General features: G+C 37.1%; 18 protein-coding genes. 10 read left to right on the forward strand and 8 right to left on the reverse strand.

The genetic code is table 11. The features are described 5' to 3' along the window. Nucleotides 1-9 precede the first annotated feature (9 nt). The 3 genes from F935_RS07805 to F935_RS07815 all read left to right on the forward strand — a co-directional run bounded on the left by F935_RS07805 (nt 10) and on the right by F935_RS07815 (nt 2,360). Nucleotides 10-1,131 carry an ATP-binding protein gene (locus tag F935_RS07805; protein WP_016138422.1) on the forward strand — a complete coding sequence of 374 codons (1,122 nt, stop codon included), beginning with the start codon at nt 10-12 and terminating at the stop codon, nt 1,129-1,131. Continuing rightward, entirely contained in the window at nt 1,128-2,060 is a 933-nt protein-coding gene (locus F935_RS07810; RefSeq protein ID WP_016138423.1) for a hypothetical protein, read from the forward strand. The genes F935_RS07805 and F935_RS07810 overlap by 4 nt, the downstream gene beginning before the upstream one ends. Nucleotides 2,061-2,141: 81 nt before the next feature. Then, nucleotides 2,142-2,360 carry a hypothetical protein gene (locus tag F935_RS07815; protein WP_016138424.1) on the forward strand — a complete coding sequence of 73 codons (219 nt, stop codon included), beginning with the start codon at nt 2,142-2,144 and terminating at the stop codon, nt 2,358-2,360. On the opposite strand, the gene F935_RS07820 is transcribed toward F935_RS07815, so the two are convergent. Continuing rightward, nucleotides 2,357-3,637 carry a tyrosine-type recombinase/integrase gene (locus F935_RS07820; protein ID WP_016138425.1) on the reverse strand — a complete coding sequence of 427 codons (1,281 nt, stop codon included), beginning with the start codon at nt 3,635-3,637 and terminating at the stop codon, nt 2,357-2,359. The genes F935_RS07815 and F935_RS07820 overlap by 4 nt on opposite strands. A gap of 387 nt (nt 3,638-4,024) precedes the next feature. After that, nucleotides 4,025-4,888, reverse strand: a complete 864-nt coding sequence (locus tag F935_RS07825; protein ID WP_016138426.1) for a heme oxygenase-like domain-containing protein — start codon at nt 4,886-4,888, stop codon at nt 4,025-4,027. Nucleotides 4,889-5,166: 278 nt separating this feature from the next. Between F935_RS07825 and F935_RS07830 the strand changes: the two genes are divergently transcribed. The 3 genes from F935_RS07830 to F935_RS07840 all read left to right on the forward strand — a co-directional run bounded on the left by F935_RS07830 (nt 5,167) and on the right by F935_RS07840 (nt 7,372). After that, entirely contained in the window at nt 5,167-5,739 is a 573-nt protein-coding gene (locus F935_RS07830; protein ID WP_016138427.1) for a TetR/AcrR family transcriptional regulator, read from the forward strand. Between the two features lie 176 nt (nt 5,740-5,915). Then, nucleotides 5,916-6,461, forward strand: a complete 546-nt coding sequence (locus F935_RS07835; protein WP_016138428.1) for a 1-acyl-sn-glycerol-3-phosphate acyltransferase — start codon at nt 5,916-5,918, stop codon at nt 6,459-6,461. A gap of 161 nt (nt 6,462-6,622) precedes the next feature. Next, nucleotides 6,623-7,372, forward strand: a complete 750-nt coding sequence (locus tag F935_RS07840; RefSeq protein WP_016138429.1) for a YebC/PmpR family DNA-binding transcriptional regulator — start codon at nt 6,623-6,625, stop codon at nt 7,370-7,372. A 44-nt stretch (nt 7,373-7,416) separates the two neighbouring features. Here the strand turns inward: F935_RS07840 and F935_RS07845 are convergent, their stop codons facing one another. After that, nucleotides 7,417-7,887, reverse strand: a complete 471-nt coding sequence (locus F935_RS07845; protein ID WP_004642558.1) for an Lrp/AsnC family transcriptional regulator — start codon at nt 7,885-7,887, stop codon at nt 7,417-7,419. Nucleotides 7,888-8,235: 348 nt separating this feature from the next. On the opposite strand from F935_RS07845, the gene F935_RS07850 reads away from it, so the two are divergent. Next, nucleotides 8,236-9,549, forward strand: a complete 1,314-nt coding sequence (locus F935_RS07850; RefSeq protein ID WP_016138430.1) for a DcaP family trimeric outer membrane transporter — start codon at nt 8,236-8,238, stop codon at nt 9,547-9,549. 52 nt (nt 9,550-9,601) lie between these two features. On the opposite strand, the gene F935_RS07855 is transcribed toward F935_RS07850, so the two are convergent. The 5 genes from F935_RS07855 to F935_RS07875 form a co-directional block, all read right to left on the reverse strand. Continuing rightward, entirely contained in the window at nt 9,602-10,345 is a 744-nt protein-coding gene (locus F935_RS07855) for an amino acid ABC transporter ATP-binding protein (RefSeq protein WP_003651348.1), read from the reverse strand. Nucleotides 10,346-10,358: 13 nt separating this feature from the next. Then, nucleotides 10,359-11,036: an amino acid ABC transporter permease gene (locus F935_RS07860; RefSeq protein ID WP_004642556.1), complete on the reverse strand. Its 678-nt coding sequence runs from the start codon at nt 11,034-11,036 to the stop codon at nt 10,359-10,361. Nucleotides 11,037-11,038: 2 nt separating this feature from the next. Further along, the gene (locus tag F935_RS07865; RefSeq protein ID WP_016138431.1) at nt 11,039-11,881 is read right to left on the reverse strand and encodes an amino acid ABC transporter permease; all 843 of its coding nucleotides are present in this window, start codon (nt 11,879-11,881) and stop codon (nt 11,039-11,041) included. 92 nt (nt 11,882-11,973) lie between these two features. Then, on the reverse strand, nt 11,974-12,867 hold the full coding sequence (locus F935_RS07870; protein WP_016138432.1) for an amino acid ABC transporter substrate-binding protein: 894 nt from the start codon (nt 12,865-12,867) through the stop codon (nt 11,974-11,976). A gap of 536 nt (nt 12,868-13,403) precedes the next feature. Beyond that, on the reverse strand, nt 13,404-14,168 hold the full coding sequence (locus F935_RS07875) for a glutathione S-transferase family protein (protein ID WP_016138433.1): 765 nt from the start codon (nt 14,166-14,168) through the stop codon (nt 13,404-13,406). Between the two features lie 344 nt (nt 14,169-14,512). Between F935_RS07875 and F935_RS07885 the strand changes: the two genes are divergently transcribed. From F935_RS07885 to F935_RS07895, 3 genes are read left to right on the forward strand one after another with little or no spacing between them, the layout of a single operon-like run. Continuing rightward, the gene (locus tag F935_RS07885) at nt 14,513-15,748 is read left to right on the forward strand and encodes an SfnB family sulfur acquisition oxidoreductase (RefSeq protein WP_080645559.1); all 1,236 of its coding nucleotides are present in this window, start codon (nt 14,513-14,515) and stop codon (nt 15,746-15,748) included. Nucleotides 15,749-15,760: 12 nt separating this feature from the next. Then, complete coding sequence (locus tag F935_RS07890; protein WP_016138435.1) at nt 15,761-16,984, forward strand: SfnB family sulfur acquisition oxidoreductase; 1,224 nt, start codon at nt 15,761-15,763, stop codon at nt 16,982-16,984. Continuing rightward, the gene (locus F935_RS07895) at nt 16,984-18,396 is read left to right on the forward strand and encodes an LLM class flavin-dependent oxidoreductase (protein ID WP_016138436.1); all 1,413 of its coding nucleotides are present in this window, start codon (nt 16,984-16,986) and stop codon (nt 18,394-18,396) included. Before F935_RS07890 ends, F935_RS07895 begins: the two co-directional genes overlap by 1 nt. Nucleotides 18,397-18,404 lie beyond the last annotated feature (8 nt).

Raw genomic sequence — 18,404 nt, forward strand, 5'->3', positions numbered from 1 at the left:
ATAATAAAAATGGCTCTACCTATTATTACAGCTGACCAAACTCTATTGGTTCAAGCAATTATTGTGTATCTATACGCCGATCCGGGTTTAGGTAAAACATCTATGGGTTTTACTGCGGATAAAGCTATTTCGTTCGACTTTGATCGTGGTGCTCACCGTACAGGTGAACTACGACGCGGTGCAGTTGTTCAGGTTCATCAATGGAAAGATATTGCTGACCTCACACCACAAGACCTTGCACCTTATAAAACTATTGTTATTGACACTGTAGGCGCAATGCTTGAATGCATTAAAACTCATTTATTACTTACGGCGAACAACCGTCAAAAAGATGGTGCATTAAAGCTTAAAGCGCAAGGTCTAGCTAATCAGACATTCAAGCAATACATAAATACCTTAATCAGTCTAGGTAAAGATGTCGTTTTCATTGCCCATGCTTCAGAAGATCAAAACGGTGAACAAATCATTTATCGACCAGATCTAGGCGGTAAAAACCGTAATGAACTTTATCGTATTGCAGACATTATGGGCTATCTAACAACTGTGACTACAGGTGAAGGTAAAAATGCCCGTGTAATCAGTTTCAAACCTTCTCCTACTCACCATGCGAAAAACTCGGGTGCATTAGGTGGTGAAACTGGTGAGGTGTGGGTTCCAGATCTTAAATCTAATCCCACTTTCTTAGCTGACCTTATCAGCCAAGCTAAAGACCACATCAACACTTTAACACCGGCACAACTTGCAACTGCCAAAGCTCAAGAAGAGTTTGAGAACTGGAAGCAAAGCTGTGAAGAAGCCGAACATGCTGGTGATCTAAATCAATTAACCGAATCACTTGATAAAGAGCACATGTATTACCAAAACATGCGCCAAGCAATGTTAATGCGTTCAAAAGCATTGAATTGCACGTTTGATAAAGAGCGCGGTGTTTGGATTAGCCCACCTGAATTTAATGGCATTTCTGACGAACAAAGAGATGAGCTTCAAAACTTTATTGCTGAACGTGGCCTCGATGTAAAAACAGTTTGTGAGCATCTTGGCATTGATGCCCTTACTCAAATTGAAGCAGCAAAACTTACGGCAGTTAAACAAGACATTGAAACATTCGCAAAAACTGGGGTGACAGCATGAAAATACTTAATAAAATTGAAGCAAAACTTGCTTGGGCCAATGGTGTACTACTATTAGTAAATAATACTGAGCATAATGGCTGGGAGCCATTCAACCCATATGATTTTGGTTTTGATGTCTTTGATAAATTTGACTTTCAAATTAAGCCTAGAACTATTTTTATTGGTGAGTATGAAGTACCAGAACCATTAAAAGAAGCGCCAGAAAAAGGTTCTACATGCTCTTATCCTAGCCCAAATGCCGAGTTAGGAGTTCAACAGTTCAAATGGAATGGTTCTAGGGGGCAATTACGCTTACTACAGCATGGCCAAGTTCACTCTAGTTTTGATAATGCATTTTCTCATTGCTGCGCGATTATCAAAGTCAGTGGGGGTGAGTTTGCTGAAGATATTCTAAAACTTCTGAATAAGCCAACTGATGAAGTTGAAGAAGAAGCAATTTCCGAAAGTGTTGTTGAAACATCAAATGTCCAAAACTCAACATCAGATGATGTTGAAAAAAAGACATTACCCGAAGCAGAGCAAAGAAACGAAAGTATCGAAGATGATTATCAAAAAACCTTAGATACCCTTCTACAACGAGTCAGTGAGTCAAAGACACCCGCAGAAGTAAATGCAGTTTATCGTTATACCCGTACGTGGTCAGATAAACAAATGGAACCTTTGCTCCAAGCCACTCACAAGCGTTTGACTGAGCTTGCAGATCAAAAGGCAATAGAGAATGAACCTCCATCATTAATGGTTCAAATCCAAAATGCACCAGATCTTACAACTTTGGATGCACTTGAAATTGATGTGTCCGCACGTGATCCACAGATTCAACCGAAGCTTATGGGATATGTAAGAAAACGCCGCTTCGAGTTAGAGAATCCTACATCTAAAGCAACTCAAGAGCCTCAACCTGCTTATCTATTAGGAGACAGTTTCTAAGATGAAAGAAGCACTCTACGTAACAAATATTTTATGGTTTTTAGCTTTTTTTAATTGCAGTAATTTGGTGAGGAGATTTAGATGGGAGCTTTAAAATTACGTCCAGAAGAGAAGTTACAACAGCTTATTGATTCTGGTGCAAGTCTAGTTAGTACTAATGACGCTGCAAAAGTACTTGGTTATAAACCCAATACTCTAAGAGTATGGGCAAGTCGGGGATGTGGAGATTTAACACCAGTCATGACTAAGAAAGGTGCACGTTGGCGATTAACCGATCTCAGAAATCTTGTAGGGGCTTAGGCCCCTTTTTCACCTTCAATAATTTCTGCTTCAGTTAAAATCCAGTCTTCAATGCGTTGATGATGAATTCTAAGTAAATCAACTGGACGATCTTTATAATGTTTCTCTTGAGTTGCACTCGGTTTATGACCCATGATCTGAGCCACTACCCCTGCCGGAACATCTAGCCACTCAGTTAAGTTACTGAACGAGCGCCTTAAATCATGGATTGTAAAACGCGGCAAACCCTTCTCTTTTAGATGTTGATAGTATTTTTTACGCACATCAGTAACATAACCGCAATCAGACTGAGAAGACCAAAATACATAATTTGAATCTGGATGTCTTGGAAGACTTGATAATAGCTTTTCAACATATGTTGTCATCGGGATAATACGGTAATCTTGCTCAAACTTATCCCAGACTTTAATAGTTTTCCATTTAAAATCTAATAAGTGATATTCAAGTCCTCGCAACGATTCAGAACGTGGACCTGTTAATATCGTAATTTGTAAAAATGCTCTGTGCATTATATTAGGTAAATCATTTACAGCTTTAAACCATGCTGCTAGTTGATTTCTTTGTATGGCCTGTTTTTTTGCCTTAACTGTAGGTACAACTTTCCGTACACGTTTAGATTTATGGGCATCATCATTAACTATCTGTGAATATACTTCATGCTCCATACACCAGTTTAAGAATGCCCTTAATGTTCTAAATGCTAATGCTGCACGTGTTGGTCTCGTTTTAGCTTCTTCAATTTGCCAATAAATTATAAACTCAGCGGTAATTTCATATAATGGTTTATCTAATAATGAAGCTAATACACCAGGTATAGTTAAACCAGCTCCTCTTTTTTTCTTTTCGCCACCACGATGTATTAAGGTGTAATGATCATTAATATAACGATCACTCCAACCTGTTTTATTTTCCTCTACATATTCTAAATATGCAGATTCAAATTTAATTTTCTTTTGTTCTTGAAAACCAGAATATTCATTATTTTTTTCATTCTCTTCTGCTTTGCTGCGTCTTGGATCTATACCCTGATCACAAAGTTGCTGCAATCTTCTCGCTTCTTTCCTGGCATCATCTAAAGGCCAAACTGTCACACCACCGATAGTTATACGAATTGATTTGCCGGAAACACGACTTTGGAAAATATAAGATCTATTCTCATTCTGTGTTACCCTAACGGATAAACTAGGTGTGTCACTATCCCAATAAAATATTTGGTTTTTTCCTTCAGGTGGAGGATCAAATTTTAAAACTTTAATGGAAGTGAACTTGGTTTTCATAAAAGGCGTTACATGGGCGGCGTGTAAGCAGTATGTAAGCAAATTAATTCAATAACAGTCAATACTAATCAACACCAAATCATAGTAAACATTTGTTTTAGCTAAAATTAAATAAATTTAATAAGTAAGGACCAACAGTAATAAATACTTTTATTGTAGGACTCATAATCCGTTGGTCCCGTGTTCAAGTCACGGTGGGCCCACCAAATTCGAACCTCATAAACCAAAAAGTTTATGGGGTTTTTTAATAGCTATCTAAACAGAATTCGTTTTACCGCTATAAACAATATTTAAAATTTAATTATAAAAATGTAAAGTTTATTTTATCTTAAAATTTTAACTGGTTTAAAATACGTTTTTTCTAAACTCAATATCCTATTTTTTCTATTAAGCTAAGATTTGCTTCCTCATAGGTTCCGAATGCTCTAATTGAGCATCCCAAAATTTTTCCCATAAATCACAATACTCTAAGCATATCTTTTCAATATAGCTATAATCTTCTTCTGTACAAGCTTGCATCAAGACATACCATAAATCTTCTTCATGATCATCATCTGCGGCTTCGGCACTTTCATCCTCAGAGATACCATGCACATGATAATAACCACCACCCTCGACCTCCAAACCTACAGCTTTAGTCGCTTTACGTAACGGTGGACTATAGAGTATGACCTCTTCTTCAGCGACGGCTAACAAAGCTGAAACAGCTTTATAGTCATCATAGGCATCTTCTAAAAAAACTCGAACTTGACCTGCAATTTCAGTCGGCTGATAAGTTAGACGGTCTTGTTCCGTAATACCAAAATCATTTAATACGTCTTCAAATAAAGGATAGTGAGCATATTCAGGATTTCCCTGATAATAACCATCTTTGTCTAAACCAGGTCGAAATCCAAACTCATCAAAAATATTTAGGCTCAAAAGAAAGCGCGGAAACATTTTCGCACCAGCATGCAATCTTGGCTCTAGTTGTTTAGTTTGAAATTGAGCCATGAGCAGTGCATCAGTAAAAGTTTGTACAATTGCATGGCGATATTCTAAGTGTATTTTTTTTAAATTTTCTTTATTAATTTCTCCATTATTTAAAATCTCAATTGCAGGATGATGTGAAACTGCATGTTTAGCAATTTTTGCTCTTAATTGGTTCAAAAAGTCTGAATTTTTTCCCCATAGCTCAGCTGAAATGCTTTGCTTCATCCCTGCGAGTGCTTTCTTTCTAGGATTATTAAAATTCTCAAATTTCTTAGGCATATCTACTCTCATTAAAGTTATTGAAGCCTGTTCGATTTTTACATAATTTATTACAAAAACAATGACTTAAATTAATATTTAAATATATTCCCTTATCAATCAATATTAGAATTAAAATCGTACGAAATCAAATAGAAAATTTAAAAAAAATACAGCTAATGATAATCATTATCACAATATAAACTTGTATCCAATCCCTTTTTTTACTATGATAATTCATATTAAAATTTTAATTTTTTAGATTAAGTTATAATTAGTTCTAACTATATGGAATAGTAATGTCAAAAAAAGAAGATATTATAAATACTGCTTTAAATTTATTTAATCAGATTGGCTACAATGCAACTGGTGTTGACCGTATTATTGCTGAATCTAATGTTGCAAAGATGACCTTTTATAAATATTTTCCTTCGAAGGAAAATTTAATTATGGAGTGTTTGCAACATCGAAATTTAAATATTCAAAATTCAATTAACGAACAATTAAATTTACGTCAAGATGCTAGTCCACTTGAGAAAATCCACATTATTTTTAATTGGTATATTGAATGGATTAATAGTGAAACATTTAATGGATGCTTATTTAAAAAAGCATTTATTGAAGTATCTAAACAATATACTTCAATTCGGGAACCCTTTTACGAGTATACGAAGTGGTTGACTCACTTATTACAAGAACAGCTCATTCAATTAGGCATAGAAAACCCTACTCCACTTACTCACATCATTATTTCTATTATTGATGGAATGATTATTGATGGAACAACAGATAAAAAGCTAATTAACGCTGAAAAAATTTGGCAATATATTGAATTTTTAATTAATGAAGAGATACCTCAACCGCTCTCTTGATTTTAAAATTATCTAAGTTTATTAAGTTTAAAAGAAAAATAAAAAAGAACTTTTTAAATCTTCTATAGCTTAGATAATCTTCATTTTTGGTGCTCTACGTTAGCTTTCATAATTTTTCTAGGCTTTTTTACAATCTCATATTAGAATCCTGAAAATTTATCACCTTGCACTGATCTATGAAAAAATTTCTAGCTAACTCTATCTTTAAAGCTGCTGGTTGGACCTATAATGTAGATCCCGAAATCCTTGAGAAAAAACAAGTTATTATTGGCTTTGAACATACCTCAAATCTAGATGCAGTGCTCTCTATTGCTCTCTTCCAAATTTTAGACATTAAGATTCATACTTTAATAAAAAAAGAACTTTTTAAGGGTCCTCTTAAGCCAGTTTTAGAAAAACTTGGTGGCATTCCAGTTGACCGCAAAGCGAGTAAAGATATTGTTTCTCAAATGGTTGAACAATTTCAAACTCATGAAACTTTTAACTTGGTGATTGCTCCTGAAGCTACTCGAGCGAAAGATGGTTCTGAACGTAAACCTATCCGTACAGGTTTTTGGCATATTGCGAAAGCAGCGAATGTTCCTATTGTACTCATGTATGCCAACGCCCGAAGCAAACAAGGCGGGATTTTAGGCAAAATTTATCCAACAGACTTACAAAAAGATTTGGAAACGATTAAAGAGTTATATGCGCAGTTTGACATAGACGTCAAAATTAACTAAATCAAATTGGATTTGATTCGGCCTAATCTCACTCATTAGGCCTTAAGCTTATTATTCTGATTCAATTGGCTAACAAAACGCAGGGCAACAGTTTTCAACAAAACCAAGCCTATGCTAATATTCCAGCACTTTTGCATTTTCTTTTTTTGGAGTTCACGTCCATGGCGGGTCATTCTAAATGGGCCAATATTAAGCATCGTAAAGCGAAACAAGATGCAAGTCGCGGTAAAGTTTTTACTAAATATATTCGTGAAATTGTGACTGCTGCCAGACTTGGCGGTGGAGATGCTGCTAGTAACCCTCGTCTGCGTGCAGTAATTGAAAAAGCTCTTTCAGTTAATATGACACGTGACACCATCAACCGTGCAATCCAACGTGGTGCCGGTGGTGAAGATAATGATGATTTAAAAGAAGTAACTTACGAAGGTTATGGTGTTGGCGGTGTTGCTGTTCTTGTTGAAACAATGACAGATAACTTGAACCGTACAGTACCAGATGTACGTCACTGTTTTAGTAAAACAAATGGTAACTTAGGAACTGCGGGTTCTGTCGCTTATCTATTTACTAAACGTGGTGAGATTACTTTTGAAGATGTTTCTTTAGAAGACAAAATCATGGAAGTTGCTTTAGAAGCTGGCGCTGAAGATATTGAGATTTCTGAAGATGAAATTTTAGTAATTACGTCACCAGAAACTTTTGGTGAAGTTCAAGATGCTCTTACTGCTGCCGGTTTAAAATCTGACAATGCAGAAGTGGTTATGAGTCCATCAACCAAAGCTGAAATTACTGATGTCGACCAAGCAAAACAAATTCTAAAAATGATTGATATGTTTGAAGATCTTGATGATGTACAAAACGTTTATACTAACGTTGAGTTCACAGATGAAGTTTTGGCTCAACTTGATGCCTAAATCAAACATTTGAATTAAAAAAACGCACCATTTGGTGCGTTTTTTTATAGTTTATTGAGTAAGTTATAGCAGTTAAAAACATTATATTTTTTAATAACAAAGCTGGAATGCAATGCAACAACATTGTCAATTTTTCCAATACGTCTTAATAAAATTTCACTGTAGTCATCCATGTTGCGTGCTACAAGTTCTAAAATAAAATCGGCACTTTGCCCTGTCACTAGAAATGCATTGGTTACTTCTGGAATTGCTTCTATTTCCGAAAGAAACTTATCAAATGTTTCAGTGTCATGCTTACTCAATGAAACTTGCAATAAGATGTGTAGAGTAAATCCAAGTTTACTAAAATTAATTTCCCTTTTGAGCTGTCCCATAACGTTGGCTTCAATCAGGTGCTTAATCCGACGATGCACAGAACTGACTGACAGATTGATCCGTTCTGAAAGTTCATTCAAATTTAAGTCTTCATGAGACAAAATTTCTAGAATTTGTTTATCAAAACGATCTAACTCCATTGTTATCTCCAGCCAGAATTTTACAGTGACGACAGTATACCCCCTATACAACTCATCTGCATTTAAAATACAAAGGTTTAAAAATAGCTAAAAGGTTTAATTCTTTTACACATTTTATTGCAGACGTGCATTTTAACCGTGCAAAGAGTTGAACATATGGCGCATTTTAGAAAGTCAATTTCATGCTCTCATTTATTTTTTTCAACATAAGATCTTACTCGCACCATTATTTAAATGTAGGCCAATGATAATTATAGAAATTTGACTATTTTTCTAAATTCTTAAAGTTGGCATTATTATTGTTATGTATTTGCAGGAAATTTTTTTTATCCATGTCGGGGAGTTCCTGTGAATAAGATCAAAACACTAGTGCTAGCAATGAGTTCTTTAGGCGTAATTAGCGTGACGATGCCTGTGCATGCCGCTACAGATGCTGAAGTTAACGCCTTACGTGATGAAGTAAAAGAGTTAAAACAACTGGTCCAGAAACTATCTGATCAACAAAAAACAGCTTTGTCGGTTAGTGCTCCAGCAACAATTCCCGTAGCACCGGCTACTCCAACACCTCCTGTATCAAAACCAGGTTGGATGGCGATGGCGGATGGGCAAACCCAAGTTAAGCTTTATGGTAGTGTCCGCGCAGATGCAACCTATGACTTTAAAGGTTCAAATGGCAGCATTTCAAATGGCGCTAACTATCCATTAAATAAAGATGATCCAAAACAAGACTCACTAAATGTATCTGCTGCAACTTCAAGAATTGGTCTAGACATTACTCGACCTACCCAATACGGAGATTTAACCGGCAAAATTGAAGCCGATTTCATGGGTGGAAATGGCGATAATGGTAATGGTACCTTCCGCGTTCGTCATGCTTATATGTCTTTAGGAAAATGGTTAGCTGGTCAAACTACTTCACCTTTTGTAAATACCGATACATCACCAGAAACAGTAGATTTCAATGGCGCTATTGGTACAGGTACTACGCGTACAGTACAGGTTAGGTACACTCAGCCAATTAATACTCAACAGAAAATATTAGTTGCCTTAGAAGGCGGTGATGTTGAAAAAGCTGGTAATGCTGCCGGTGGAAGCCGCTTTCCTGCTTTAACAGCACGATATGATTTCAAAACTACAGATAATAAAGGCCTATTACAGTTACATGGTCTTGCCCATGAAAACCGTGTAGCTCCAAAAGATAGTACTTCTGAAGAAAAATTTGGTTGGGGTGTAGGCGTTGGTGGTAAATATGATTTAACGCCTCAAGATAGCTTGGTTGCTAATTACTATCATGTTAAAGGAGATGGCCGCTATTTACTTTATAGCAACTCAGCTTATGCCTATGACACAACAACTCAGGATATTAATTTAGGTGAATTTGATAGTGCCGTTATTGGCTATCAACGGAAATGGAGCCCTATCCTCCGCTCTACTTTTGCAATAGGCGGTATTCAATATAAAGATGATAACGTCTATGCAAATAGCAATTTAACCAGCACCAGTTATAACAAAGAAATTTATAATGCTTTGGTCAATTTAATCTGGAATCCAGTTAAAAATATTGATTTAGGTGCAGAATATACTTACGGTCAGCGAGAAACTTTCGCAGGCGATAAGGGTGATTACTCTCGCGTCAATTTATTAGCAAAATATAGTTTCTAAAAATTGGACGTAAAAAAAGAGCCTTTTAAAAGGCTCTTTTTTATTAACGGTATTAATGCATGGCTTGAATTTTTTCTAAGAAGAGCTTCGCGCGCTCGTGGCGAGCATCTAAATTATCAAAGAATTCATGCGTTGGGCAGTCTTCTAAAATCTTACCTTCATCCATAAAAATTAGACGGTTAGATACTCTTTTAGCAAAACCCATTTCATGTGTAACACACATCATGGTCATGCCCTCATGTGCAAGTTGCACCATCACTTCAAGTACTTCCCCGACCATTTCTGGATCAAGTGCAGAAGTTGGTTCATCAAACAACATACAGATTGGGTCCATGGACAAGCCACGAGCAATCGCTACACGTTGCTGTTGACCACCAGACAATTGGCCCGGAAACTTATCTTTATGCGCAAGCAAACCTACACGCTCTAAATATTTTAGACCTTTTGCACGTGCATCGGCAACTGAACGCTTTAACACTTTAACTTGAGCAATTGTTAAATTTTCCAAAACAGTCATGTGCGGGAAAAGTTCAAAATGCTGGAACACCATTCCTACTCGTGAACGGAATTTAGCAAGATCCGTTTTTGAGTCTTTCAGAGAAACGCCATCAACAATAATATCGCCTTGTTGAAATGGTTCTAACGCATTTACTGTTTTAATGAGTGTTGATTTTCCTGAACCAGACGGTCCGCAAACAACAACGACATCACCTTTTTCAATACTCGTCGTGCAATCTGTTAAAACCTGAAAATCACCATACCATTTAGAGATATGTTGGATGTCTATCATTGGCATTTAAAATCTCCAATTAGCGAATGATGGCAATTTTTTGCTGTAAGCGTTTGACTAATTGTGACAGCACAAACGAACTACAGAAGTAAACTACAGCGACGATTAAATAGAATGTTGCTTTCGTTTCAGGACCATATGTATTAGCCAATGTATCTGCACGACCTAAAAAGTCTGGTGCACTAATCACATAAACTAATGAGATATCCTGAAATAAAATAATTGTTTGAGTTAACAATACTGGGAGCATGTTACGAAAAGCTTGAGGTAAAACCACGTAGCGCATTGATTGACCATAGGTAAAACCTAACGCGTAACCTGCATTTACCTGACCTCTTGAAATAGACTGAATGCCTGAACGTACAATTTCCGAGAAAAATGCAGCCTCAAAAATAGCAAAAGTCACAACACTCGAAAACAACGGTCCCCAATATGTATCAGATTGAAACTCAAATATTTTCGGCAATAAAAAGTAGAAAATAAAGATCACCTGAATCAATGGAATACCACGAAACAGATCGACATAAAATTTTGCGAAATTACTTGCGATGGCATTGCTTGATAAACGCATCATTGCCAATGGGGTTCCGATCAGGATACCGCCCAGCATTGCCAATACAGTCACAGTAAGGGTAAAAACGAAACCTTCTTTGAGTGCCGCGATCACGTCAGGATTGTGTAATAAAGAAAAATCCATAATTACTTCCCTCCTGAACCTAAACCAGGTACAGCCATTCGTTTCTCAATCCATGCCATGATAAATTTAATGCTATAAGTAATGATCAAATAAACAGGTGTAGAGAGAATAAGAATAATGATGTCCTGAGAAGTTTCTTCCCGCATGGTTTTTGTATAAGCGAAGAAGTTCAAAACACTCAAAGCATATAAAACAGCTGAGTTTTTGAAAACGTTCATTGCTTCAGAAGTAATCGTTGGCCACACAGTGCGATATGCAACAGGTAAAATGACATAGCGATAGCTTTGTGCAGTGGTAAAACCTACTGCGGAAGCAGCAAATTTTTGTCCTGTTGAAACAGTATTAATACCGGCACGTATGTGCTCAGATACACGCGCAGCAGTGTAGAGACCTAATGCAAAAACACCAATAACCGCAGGTTGCTGATTTAAAATATTTTTCCACCACCCACCTGCAACCACATCCCCACTGCCTGCACTTAAGCTGTCCGGTAAAAATTCCGGAAAAACAAATGCCCAGAAGAATAGCTGCACAATAAGTGGAATATTACGGAAGATTTCAACGTAACAATTGCCAATAAATGAGAGAGGTTTGTTGGGTAATGTACGAATTACCCCTAGGAGAGAACCTAATAAAAATGCGATAAGAAAGGCTATAACAGCTGTCCAAACCATAGTAAAGACGCCTGAACCTAACATTTGTAACCATGTGGGCGCTTCAGCATGAGCATTGTAGCTTGCGCTACCAATTACTCTACAGACTGATTCTGCCCATGCGGCTTTATCGACACCATATTCATTAGACTCCGCACAGAATATAGTCCAGTTTAGCGAGCCGACTGACATGTTTGCCCCTTAAATGAATACTTTAGGAAAATAGACCGCTTAAGCAAGTGAGGTTTCACTTGCTTAAGTAAATTTAGGACAACAAGATCTTGTTAGATCCCTGCATCTGTTGGGTGAGCTTTTAATTTTTTGTAAGATGAACTTTGTGGCATGTTCAAATTTGTATTTTTTGGTGGAATTGGCGATAAGAACCACTTCTTATATAAAGCGTCCATTTGACCAGTTTTCCATAAATTATTTACAGTACGGTCAGCAATCGCTTTGAATTTTGCATCATCTTTAGCAAGCATAATGCCATAAGGCTCTGATGAAAGTACTGGACCAACAATTGCGAAAGCTTTAGGCGTAGAAGATTTAGCAACCAAACCAGCTAAAATATTATCATCCATAACAAATGCAGCAGCACGACCTGATGCCATCATTGCGAAAGAGTCAGAATGATCTTTACCATAGATATTTTGGATATTAAGTGCTTGGCCTTTTTCATTCATCTTGATGTATTTGTCAGATGTTGTGCCTTGAGTTGTTACAACTGCCTTGCCATTTAAATCTGCCAAACTCTTAATGCCAGAGGTCGCTTTAACTGCCATACGTACTTCTGTCGCATAGTAGTTTGTTGAGAAACCAACTTGTTCTTGGCGTTGCTTAGAGTTTGTGGTCGTACCACATTCCATATCGATATTGCCTGCTAAAAGTTCAGGAATACGTGTTGATGAAGTTACTGCCTTGTATTCAACTTTTAGCCCAGGCATTTTCAATTCTTTTTTAATGTCATTTGCAAATTGGTTACAGATATCGACTGCATAACCTACTGGTTTACCTGCAACAACATATGAGATTGGGTCAGAAGATTCTCGGTGGCCAATAACGATTTTTCCACTGCTTTTGATTTTAGCTAATGTATCTGCTGCCTGAATTTGAGAAGTAGCACCAACCGTACAAAGCATAAATGTTGAAATAATGAGAGAGGTTGCAGAACGTTTCATAAGAACTCCTTGATGATCATTCTCTCTATTTATCTATAGAATCATTCATATAGAGCAATAGAGTGATTTATTATTAAATTGCAATTATCGCGCCAACTTTTCCAAGTAGGACACATCCATTTGCTTCACTTATTTTATTCAGTCTGTTTTGCAGAGTTAATACCTTTAAAACTGCTAACATGTTTCTACTTTAATCTATGTTTTAATCTTCTGTCTATTATTAAGCTCATCTATTTACACTTAAATGTGGCAATTATTGATTACAATGTAAACATATGCACAATAAAGTGGCTTAACTTCACCTAAAAACTGTTTTTAAAAAAATTGTATTTTGTGAAAAATTATAAAAATTAAACTTATTAGAGATTTAGCTATACATTAAATTAACTTTGTAAAAAGTAACTTAAACATCAAAATAATATTTGCAAATGGTTTAATAAAAATCATTTATAAAATTGATAGTAATATTCAGATAAATGAGAGAGCTTAGAAATATTACAAAAATGCCCTGAGAAAATCAGGGCATTTTATAAAGTTTAAATTCCTCGCCAATCTACTCGAGCGTTTCTTTCAGTTTGATATATTCTTAAAACATATTGCCCTAGAGGTAAATCGAGTAAATATTTTTGATAGTTGACCCATTCCTCAGAAACTTCTTCTGCTTCTTCTCGCTCCCACGGCGTACCTTTTACCTCTAATAGCGGTGCGAGTATCGAACAGACAGCAATATCAGCAAGACTTAAGCGATCACCCACCATGTAGCGCGCTTGATTTTCAATTAAATAGTGGTTGAGTTCATTTATAAGTTCGCCCATGCGTTCTTTGGACTGGCTCACTAACTCTTCTTCAAGTTTATAGTTCTTCTTTACGAGGGTTTTGAGAAAAGGTTTAGATATTTTTTCAAACTGACGTAAATAGCCTTGTTCGCCCATCATAATTTCTAGAGCATGATCCCCTTGGGCTAAATTATGTGCTAATGCCCAACGGCGCACATGTATACCAAGCTCATCAGCTAAACTATCAATTTTTAAAGTTTGTTGTCTAAGTTGCTCATCACGGCGTAAAAGCGCGTGTTCTGGGTAAGTATCATCCAGATAAAGTGCAATTTTGGTTGATTCAGCGATCCACTGATGATCATCTTTCAAAATCGGCAGTAAATTTTGCCCTGTTTTGAGTTGTGCGAAAGCACGATGAAATCCAGGAATCAAGTTATGAGCCACATAATCAAGTTCTTTATGGTCTAACAACCAGCGAGCTTTTTCACAATAATGGGACAAAGGAAACTGATACAAAACCCGCATAAAATCTCCACGTTTATTTTTATTTGACTATTTGTACAAAAATGGTCGATGGTAAGTAGATACTTTAAAAGCTATTTTTATTTAAAACAATGGATATTGTGCTCATTTTTTGCTGACAGTTAGGTATAGCTTTTTATATCTTTTTTTACCGTACTTATTGCTCTTTTTCATATTAAAACTAATTCTATTATTAATTTTCTTCATAAAAATAACAAAACATTGATTTATATAAACTTTTAATATCTTTATTTCTCCATTAAAAATCAAAAAAAATGCTTTGCACTTTATTTCATAAGCTGAGCATAAGTCCTCGTTTAGTGGAAAAATATTTCTTTTGTAAGGTAATGACAGCAATACAAGGTGTCATTATGTCTAATTCTCTATCTAAAACGACGGCATACGTCCAAATCATTCAAAATGATCAACAAGCCATTAATGCTGCTTATCAAGTGGCTGATTATGCTTTAGAGGGTCGTAATACACGTGATCAACAACGCTTATTACCGCATGAGCAAATTGAAAGCTTTAGCCAAAAAGGCTTAGGCGGAATTCGAATTGCGAAAAAATATGGCGGAGCTTTTGTTTCTAATAAAACTTTAGCGCACGTTTTCCGTATTTTAAGTAAAGGTGATGCGAACGTTGGTCAGATTCCACAAAATCAGATTAGCCTTTTAAACCTGATCGAAATTATGGGCACAGAACAACAAAAACAATTTATCTTTTCAGAAATATTGGCAGGAAAACGTCTTGCTAACGGTGGTCCAGAACGTAATACACATGACTCAAAAACATTAAAAACCACACTTACCATTGAAAATGGCAAATATATTTTAAACGGCGAAAAGTTTTATTCGACAGGTACAAGTTTTGCGCATTGGCTCGCAATTAAAGCGGTTCATCCAGATGGCCATGTCGTTTTATTGATTGTGAGTCGAGATGCTCAAGGTATTGAAGTCATTAATGACTGGAATGGCTTTGGGCAACGTACGACAGCGAGTGGTACGGTTAAATTAAATAATGTCGAAGTTAACCCAGAACTTATTTTTGATGAACGTTTATTGACGCAAGCTCCAACCTATCGCGGTGCTTATTCGCAGTTATTACAAGTAGCCATTGATGTAGGTATTGCAGAAGCTGCATTTGACGATACTTTATCGACTATTCATAAAGCACGTCCAATTATTGATGCAAATGTTGAAAAAGCCAGCTTTGAACATTACACCCTGCAAGAGGTAGGTAAGTTAAATATTTTGCTCGATGCTGCAATTTTGCTGCTTGATGAAGCTGCTGAATATTTAGATGAACTTGACCAACTTCAAACTGTGACTGATGAACAAGTAGCTAAAGCTTCAATTTTGGTTGCTGAAGCAAAAGTCTATGCCAATGATGCGGCTCTACAAATCTCTGAAAAACTACTAGAACTGGGTGGTAGCCGTTCAAGTTTAAGCCAACACAATTTAGATCAACATTGGCGAAATGCCCGTGTACATACATTACACGACCCTGTTCGTTGGAAATTACATGCCATTGGCAATTATTACCTTAATGGTCATTTCCCTGCCCGCCATGCTTGGATTTAAGGAGAAATTGTCATGACTTCATATCAATCGGTTCAAACTAAACAAACCTCGGCATCTGGCCAAGCGCACATTATTCAAAATGATGCTGAAGCTTTAGAAATTGCCAAACAATTTGCTGAGCAATTTAAAAAAACCGCAGTTGAGCGAGACTCTAAGCGAATTCTACCCTATACCGAAATCGATGCTTTGAGCCAATCTGGCCTTTGGGCAATTACAGTGCCAAAGCAATACGGTGGTGCCGAAGTTTCAAGCCATACAGTTGCTAAAGTAATTGCGCTTTTAAGCGGTGCAGATGGTTCAATCGGACAAATTCCACAAAATCATTTCTATGCTCTAGAAGTATTGCGCAATACAGGCACAGAAGCTCAAAAACAACGTTTATATAGTGAAGTGCTAAAAGGTACTCGCTTTGGTAATGCACTTGCTGAGTTTAAAACCAAGACTTCAACCCATAAACAAACCAATATCCGTCCTCACGAAAATGGTTATCTCATTCAGGGTGAAAAGTTTTACTGCACAGGAAGTTTATTTGCGCACCGTATTCCAACCTTAGTTTTAGACGATGCAGGCCGAGAGTATCTAGCCTTTGTAAAAAGTGGTTCACAAGGATTGAAACTAGTTGATGACTGGTCTGGCTTTGGACAAAAAACCACAGGCAGCGGAACGGTTAAATTTGATCAGGTTTTTGTCGATGCAGATGATGTTATTCCTTTTGATAGTGCATTTTTACAACCAACCTTAGTTGGTCCTTTTGCGCAAATTATGCATGCATCAATTGAGGTAGGCATTGCACGAGCAGCCTTTGAAGAAAGCTTGCAAAGAGTGCATCAAGCCCGCCCTTGGATTGATTCAAATGTAGAAACGGCAAACCAAGATCCTTTAACGATTTATGAATTAGGACGTATTGCTGTCGATGTGCGGGCAAGTGAAGTCCTATTAAAACAAGCTGCTCAATCAATTGATGCCGCAAAAATTGAAACTACACTTGAAAATCTTGCTAAAGCATCCATCGATGTTGCCAAAGTACGTGCTCATAGTAGCGATACAGCACTAAAAGCATCGTCTAAGCTGATCGAACTTGCAGGAAGCCGTGGTAGTCAGTCACAAGATGGCCTAGATCGTTTCTGGCGCAATGCACGCGTTCATACGTTGCATGATGCTGCACGATGGAAATATTACTTTATTGGGAACTATGTTCTTAACGGTGTTCTACCACCTCGTCGGGGGACATTGTAATGACAGATTTCAAAGCGAAAGAAATTTTACTCAATGCTTTTGATATGAACTGTGTTGGACATATCAATCATGGCTTATGGACACATCCTCGTGATGAATCACACCGTTTTAACGAATTGAGCTATTGGACAGAACAAGCAAAAACTCTAGAAAGTGGTTTATTTGATGGTTTGTTTATTGCGGACATTACAGGTGTTTATGACGTCTATCAAAATGGTATTGATCTGACTTTTAAAGAATCCATTCAGCTTCCAAGCCATGATCCATCCACACTCATTTCAGCTATGGCGGCAGTCACTCAAAACTTAAGTTTTGGAGTCACTGTGAACTTAAGCTATGAGCATCCTTATCAATTTGCCCGCCGCTTTGCGAGTCTCGACCATTTAACTCAAGGTCGTATTGGCTGGAATATCGTGACAGGTTATCTAGATAGTGCGGAACGCTTAATTGGTCAAAAAGGTTTAAAAGACCACGATGCTCGCTATGAACAAGCCGAAGAATTTTTAGAGCTTTGCTATAAATATTGGGAAGGTTCATGGGAAAACGACGCTGTTAAAAAAGATAAAGTACAGCGTGTTTTTACAGACCCTTCTAAAGTTCACACCATTCACCACCACGGAAAATACTACCAAAGTGAAGGTGTGTTTCAAGTGTCTCCTTCTGTGCAACGCACCCCGACATTATTTCAAGCAGGTGCTTCACCAAAAGGTATGCAGTTTGCTACTCGTCATGCTGAATGTGTATTTATTGGCGGCGACAAACCCGAAAAAATACGCGAACAAGTGAAAAAGATTCGTGCTCTTGCCGAACAGCAAGGCCGTTCAGCGAATGACATTAAAGTCTTTGTCGGTATAACCGTTGTTGTTGCCGAAACACATGATCTCGCTGTACAGAAACTTAATGAATACCGCCAATATGCAAGTCCTGAAGCTGGTTTAGCGCATTATGCGAGTTCAACTGGTATTGACCTAAGTAAGTTTGCCGACGATGAAGCGATTCCTTACCAGAAAAGTAACAGCATTGTTTCGATTACCGAAAAGTTTAAAGAGCAACAAATCACGAAAAATGACTTAAAAGCTCAGCATGTTTTAGGCGGTCGTTATCCGCTCATCGTGGGTAGTGGTGAAGAAGTTGCTGAATACTTAATTCATCTTTTAGATGAGACAGATATTGATGGCTTTAATTTGACCCGTACCGTTGCACCTGAGTCTCACCACGACTTTATTCGCTTGGTTATTCCTGAGCTACAACAACGTGGTCGCTATAAAACTGCATATAAAACAGGTTCACTGCGGAACAAAATTTTTAATCGGGGTGATCAATTACCAGAACAGCACCCTGTTCAAGCGTTCCGATGTAGTCCCTATAACAACAGCAAAAACTTAACAAAAATTGAAGAAATAACTGCCTAAATTTGGAG

The organism is Acinetobacter calcoaceticus ANC 3811 (assembly GCF_000399665.1).
Taxonomy (GTDB): Bacteria; Pseudomonadota; Gammaproteobacteria; order Pseudomonadales; family Moraxellaceae; genus Acinetobacter; species Acinetobacter calcoaceticus_B.

Coding starts and splice junctions, on each gene's coding strand:
- F935_RS07805 (WP_016138422.1), top strand. CDS start 10: ATGGCTCTACCTATTATTACAGCTGACCAAACTCTATTGGTTCAAGCA.
- F935_RS07810 (WP_016138423.1), top strand. CDS start 1,128: ATGAAAATACTTAATAAAATTGAAGCAAAACTTGCTTGGGCCAATGGT.
- F935_RS07815 (WP_016138424.1), top strand. CDS start 2,142: ATGGGAGCTTTAAAATTACGTCCAGAAGAGAAGTTACAACAGCTTATT.
- F935_RS07820 (WP_016138425.1), bottom strand. CDS start 3,637: ATGAAAACCAAGTTCACTTCCATTAAAGTTTTAAAATTTGATCCTCCA.
- F935_RS07825 (WP_016138426.1), bottom strand. CDS start 4,888: ATGCCTAAGAAATTTGAGAATTTTAATAATCCTAGAAAGAAAGCACTC.
- F935_RS07830 (WP_016138427.1), top strand. CDS start 5,167: ATGTCAAAAAAAGAAGATATTATAAATACTGCTTTAAATTTATTTAAT.
- F935_RS07835 (WP_016138428.1), top strand. CDS start 5,916: ATGAAAAAATTTCTAGCTAACTCTATCTTTAAAGCTGCTGGTTGGACC.
- F935_RS07840 (WP_016138429.1), top strand. CDS start 6,623: ATGGCGGGTCATTCTAAATGGGCCAATATTAAGCATCGTAAAGCGAAA.
- F935_RS07845 (WP_004642558.1), bottom strand. CDS start 7,887: ATGGAGTTAGATCGTTTTGATAAACAAATTCTAGAAATTTTGTCTCAT.
- F935_RS07855 (WP_003651348.1), bottom strand. CDS start 10,345: ATGCCAATGATAGACATCCAACATATCTCTAAATGGTATGGTGATTTT.
- F935_RS07860 (WP_004642556.1), bottom strand. CDS start 11,036: ATGGATTTTTCTTTATTACACAATCCTGACGTGATCGCGGCACTCAAA.
- F935_RS07865 (WP_016138431.1), bottom strand. CDS start 11,881: ATGTCAGTCGGCTCGCTAAACTGGACTATATTCTGTGCGGAGTCTAAT.
- F935_RS07870 (WP_016138432.1), bottom strand. CDS start 12,867: ATGAAACGTTCTGCAACCTCTCTCATTATTTCAACATTTATGCTTTGT.
- F935_RS07875 (WP_016138433.1), bottom strand. CDS start 14,168: ATGCGGGTTTTGTATCAGTTTCCTTTGTCCCATTATTGTGAAAAAGCT.
- F935_RS07885 (WP_080645559.1), top strand. CDS start 14,513: ATGACAGCAATACAAGGTGTCATTATGTCTAATTCTCTATCTAAAACG.
- F935_RS07890 (WP_016138435.1), top strand. CDS start 15,761: ATGACTTCATATCAATCGGTTCAAACTAAACAAACCTCGGCATCTGGC.
- F935_RS07895 (WP_016138436.1), top strand. CDS start 16,984: ATGACAGATTTCAAAGCGAAAGAAATTTTACTCAATGCTTTTGATATG.